This window comes from Luedemannella flava, from assembly GCF_039528515.1.
In the GTDB taxonomy this organism is placed as follows: Bacteria; Actinomycetota; Actinomycetes; order Mycobacteriales; family Micromonosporaceae; genus Luedemannella; species Luedemannella flava.
Genome location: NZ_BAAALT010000360.1, coordinates 1 through 4,191 on the forward strand (window position 1 = coordinate 1; position 4,191 = coordinate 4,191).

Consider the following 4,191-nt stretch of genomic DNA (forward strand, 5'->3'; position numbering starts at 1 on the left):
CGCCGGCCGGGTCGCCCGCCGCCAGCGCCGCCTGCGCCTCCAACAGCCTGGCCTGCGGCAGCACGAGGCCCATCCGGCTGCCGGCGCTGGCCTGCGCGGCCTCCCGGGCGGCCTGCCGGGCCTCGGGCCACAGCCGCGCGGACATCAGCAGCTCGGCCCGGTCGAGCAGGGCCACGGCGGGCCGGCCGTTGCGGCGGAAGTACACATCGGCGCGGTCGTACCAGGCGAGGGCCCGGGGCACGTCGCCGGCCTGGGCGGCCACGAAGCCGAGGTTGTGCCGCACCTGGGCGACGGCGGCGTCCTGACCGAGGTCAACGTAGATCCGCTCGGCGGCGCGCAGGTCGCGCTCCGCGCCGGCGAGCACCCCCCGGTACGCCCGCAGGACGCCCCGGTTGGTCAGCGCCCGGGCCTGCCACAGGCTGTCGCCGGCGCGCCGGAACGCGGCGAGCGCCTGGTCGTAGGCGCGCAGCGCCTCCTCCTCGCGGCCGGTGCGGCGCAGGATGATGGCGCGTTGCATGGTCGCCCGCGCCCGGCCCACGCCCGTGAGCCCGGCTACCGCCCGGTCGATCTCGCGGAGCGCGGCCGCCGGGCGCCCCACGTCGTCGAGGGCGAGCGCGAGGCTCATCCGGGACTCGGCGGCGCGGCGGGCGAGCCGGTGGCGCGTCGCGAGCGCGACCGACCGGCGCAGGTGCCCGACCGCCACGGCCGGCTCGTGGCATTCCCTGGCCGCCAGTCCGAGCACCCGGTGGGTCACGACCCGCGCGGTGACGTCGCCGGCCCGACGCGACCGGACCAGGAGGGCCTCGGCCTGCCCACGGGCCCGCCACGGGTCGGCCATCACGCCGTCGAGCAGCTCTTCGGCGGCCGCGACGAGGGACTCGGTACGCGGCATCCGGGAATCGTGTCATCCCAATGTAGCTCTGTGAATCGGTCGTATCGCTGAGCGTAAACGGCCGGCTGTCTCTCTAGGGTGGACACCGACGTGAGGGGGGAACATGGCGGTGTCCGGAGAACGGCTTGACCGGTGGCGCGAGCGGCGCACCCGGCGCCTGCAGGAGCGCGGCCTGATGCGCGCGCAGTCCGTCCGAGGCGGACCACCGGCGTACTACGTGGCCGACGAGGTCCTGGTCCGCGACGAGCACCGGGACCTGGCGCACGACGTGCTGAACCGGCAGGGGCACGCGCCGCGCGACACGGTCGCCGACGCGACCCTGGTCCGCGGCTTCCGGCGGTTGCGGGCGCGCGATCTCGACGTGACCACGGCGGCCCGCACCATCCGCGAGCGCGCGGCGGGCGAGGGTGACGACCGCCCGGCGGCCACGCCCAACCACATCTTCCTGTCGACCCCGTTCGAGCACGGCGGGCCGTTCGGGCCACCCGTGCCGGCGCCGGCGGCGGAGCTGACCAACAGCCCGAAGGGCCCGCGCGTCGGGGTCACGGTCATCGACACCGGGATCTGGCGGGACAGTCCGCTGCCCGCGCGCTACTACCGGGTCGACGACGCCGACATCGAGTCCGACGTGGACGTCGACGACGACGGGGTGATCGACGGCGACGTGGGACACGCCAACTTCATCGCCGGCGTCATCGCCCAGCGCACCGCGAAGGCGGACATCCGGGTGCTGCGGGTGCTCGACACCTTCGGCATCTGCACCGAGGCGGAGCTGGTCACCGCACTGGGGCGGGTCGACGACGACGCCACCCTGGTGAACCTGTCGCTCGGCGGGTTCACCGTCGACGACCAGGCGCCGCTCGTGCTGGCCGACGCCCTCGACGACCTCCTGGCCTCCGGCGACCGCCTGGTCGTCGCCGCCGCCGGCAACGACGGGCAGCGCGGGCGGCCGTTCTGGCCGGCCGCCTTCGCGACCGGCGACGATCGCGTCCTCGCGGTCGCCGCGCACGACAGCTCGGACCTGTGCGAGTGGAGCAACGCCGGCGACTGGGTCACCCTCGCCGCCCCCGGCGCGGACCTGACCAGCACGTTCGTCCGGCATCCCGAGTTCGGCACCGGCTGGGCCCAGTGGAGCGGCACATCCTTCGCGACGCCGTACGTGGTGGCGGCGCTGGCGGAGAAACTGGCGGCCGTCGCGTCGGCCGCGGCGGCCCGCGCGGCCGTGCTGGCCGACGCGTCGGACACCTACGCGGGATATCCGGGACTGCCCTGACCGATGGAACCCCGTGTGCACGCCGGCGATCTGACCGCCAGCAGCAACGGACATCTCCTGGCCGCGGCTGCCGGTGGCGACCAGCGTTCCTGGGATGTCCTCGTGGACCGGTACGCCGACCTGGTCTGGAAGGTCGCGCGCAGCTTCCGGCTGGGCCGGGCCGACGCGGCCGACGTGAGCCAGGCGACGTGGTTGCGGCTGGTCGAGCACCTGAACGACATCCGCGACGCCGACCGGTTGGGCGCGTGGCTGGTCACCACCGCCCGGCGGGAGGCCCTCGCCCTCGTCCGCCGGTCGGCGCGCACCGTGCCGACCGGCGACGACTGGCGTCTCGACGGTGCCGAGGAGGTCGCCGAGGCCCCGGACACGGCCCTGCTGCGGGCGGAGGAGGGTGCCTCGGTGCGGCGCGCGTTCGCCGGGTTGTCCTCGAACTGCCAGCGACTGTTGAGCGTGCTACTCGCGACGCCCCCACCGACGTACGCTGAAGTTGCCGACGCCCTTGAGATGCCTATCGGCAGCATCGGCCCCACCCGGGCCCGCTGCCTCGATTCGCTCCGACGGCGGCTGCAGGTTCAGGAAGGGGTCCGCGATGGGGGAGAGCCTGACCGATGAGGCGCTGTGGGCGTTGCTGACCGACCACGTGGGCGACCCGGTGCCCCCCGACGTGCGGGCGGCGGCCCGGGAGGCGCACGGCTGGCGTGACCCCGCCGCGGCGCTCGCTGAGCTCATCGCCGACTCGGCCCGCGACGACGGGCGTCCCGCGACGGTGCGCGGCCCCGGCGGGGCCCGGTTGCTGACGTTCGCCGCCGACGAGCTGACCATCGAGCTGGAGGTCACCCGCGACGACCGCCACGTCAGCCTCGTCGGCCAGCTCGTGCCCCCGGCCGGCGCGACCGTGCACATTGACCACCGCGGCGGTTCGGTCGAGCTGGTCGCCGACGACCTGGGCCGCTTCAGCGCGGACGGCATCCCGGTGGGTCCGGTCCGGCTGACGTGGCGGGCGCACGCGGACGCGGTCGCCGCGGTCCACACCGACTGGGTGCTGCTGTAACGGACCGCGCCGGCCGCGCAGGCGGCAGACTGGGAGCATGGCGACCCAGCACCGCAGCATCACGATCGAGCGCACGCCCGGCGGCGGGCACACCGTAACCAACAGCCGTGGCGGGCAACTCACGTTCGCCAGCGGCGACGACGCCGCCTTCACACCGGTCGAGCTGCTGCTCGCCGCGATCGGCGGGTGCACCGCCCTGGACGTGGCCGCCCTGACGTCCCGTCGGGCCGAGCCGGAGGAGTTCCGGGTGGAGGTCAGCGCGAACAAGGTGCGTGACGAGGGCGGCAACCGGCTCACCGACATCCAGGTCACCTTCCACGTCTCCTTCCCCGACACCCCGGAGGGCGACGCGGCGCGAGGGATCCTGCCGACCGCCGTGCAGCGCTCACATGACCGGCTCTGCACGGTCAGCCGCACCGTCGAACTCGGCACCCCGGTGGCGTCCGTCATCGACGAGGGCCGCGACTCTGCCGCTACCGCCCAGGTAACAGAAACCTAAAATGTTTTCGGAGTCCGCGAAAACAACACCGCTACAAGCCGAACTGTTATGCGTGATTATTTCGGTGAGTCACACTGTCGAACCCCCGAAAGCTTCGATGGCAGTGTATATAACGACGCCATAGTTGAGGCACATTCCCGCAGGTACAGCGCCAATTCGGGGTGGCTTGGCGAGATTTCCTGGCGTGAAATATTGCAGTGATCCAAGGGTTCTGGCACGCTCTGGAAACCGCGACTGTTAGCGCGATGTTTCGGCCATGTTAGGCACGCATGGTCCCGCCGACCTTTTACGTGCGTGGACCGCGATTGCCGCATGTTAACGCTAACACCCGGCAGTCTCCGAGAGGACCAGAGCTATGAACGTCCCAGCACGCAGCCGGCGATGGCTGCGCATCATGGTGCCGGCGCTGGCGTTGACGCTGGCCGCCGGCGCCGCCGTGGTCGCGTTGTCGGGCACGGCGCAGGCCGGCACGACCC

At 73.2% G+C, this 4,191-nt stretch carries 5 protein-coding genes; 4 read left to right on the forward strand and 1 reads right to left on the reverse strand.

Going from position 1 to position 4,191, the window contains the following annotated elements; translation table 11 throughout:
• Positions 1-892 (reverse strand): tetratricopeptide repeat protein (locus tag ABD211_RS33405; protein WP_344140574.1); only part of this gene is annotated, 892 nt, incomplete at its 3' end.
• Positions 893-995: 103 nt separating this feature from the next.
• Between ABD211_RS33405 and ABD211_RS33410 the strand changes: the two genes are divergently transcribed.
• The 4 genes from ABD211_RS33410 to ABD211_RS33425 are packed head-to-tail and all read left to right on the forward strand — an operon-like array spanning position 996 to position 3,715.
• On the forward strand, positions 996-2,165 hold the full coding sequence (locus ABD211_RS33410; RefSeq protein WP_344140576.1) for a S8/S53 family peptidase: 1,170 nt from the start codon (positions 996-998) through the stop codon (positions 2,163-2,165).
• Between the two features lie 30 nt (positions 2,166-2,195).
• Positions 2,196-2,777 carry an RNA polymerase sigma factor gene (locus ABD211_RS33415; protein WP_425560597.1) on the forward strand — a complete coding sequence of 194 codons (582 nt, stop codon included), beginning with the start codon at positions 2,196-2,198 and terminating at the stop codon, positions 2,775-2,777.
• Positions 2,755-3,216, forward strand: a complete 462-nt coding sequence (locus tag ABD211_RS33420; RefSeq protein WP_344140579.1) for a hypothetical protein — start codon at positions 2,755-2,757, stop codon at positions 3,214-3,216. The genes ABD211_RS33415 and ABD211_RS33420 overlap by 23 nt, the downstream gene beginning before the upstream one ends.
• A 37-nt stretch (positions 3,217-3,253) precedes the next feature.
• Positions 3,254-3,715 carry an OsmC family protein gene (locus ABD211_RS33425; RefSeq protein WP_344140581.1) on the forward strand — a complete coding sequence of 154 codons (462 nt, stop codon included), beginning with the start codon at positions 3,254-3,256 and terminating at the stop codon, positions 3,713-3,715.
• Positions 3,716-4,191: the final 476 nt, after the last annotated feature.

Excerpts from the sequence above, each read along its gene's own strand:
- ABD211_RS33410 (WP_344140576.1), top strand. The coding sequence starts at position 996 with ATGGCGGTGTCCGGAGAACGGCTTGACCGGTGGCGCGAGCGGCGCACC.
- ABD211_RS33420 (WP_344140579.1), top strand. The coding sequence starts at position 2,755 with ATGGGGGAGAGCCTGACCGATGAGGCGCTGTGGGCGTTGCTGACCGAC.
- ABD211_RS33425 (WP_344140581.1), top strand. The coding sequence starts at position 3,254 with ATGGCGACCCAGCACCGCAGCATCACGATCGAGCGCACGCCCGGCGGC.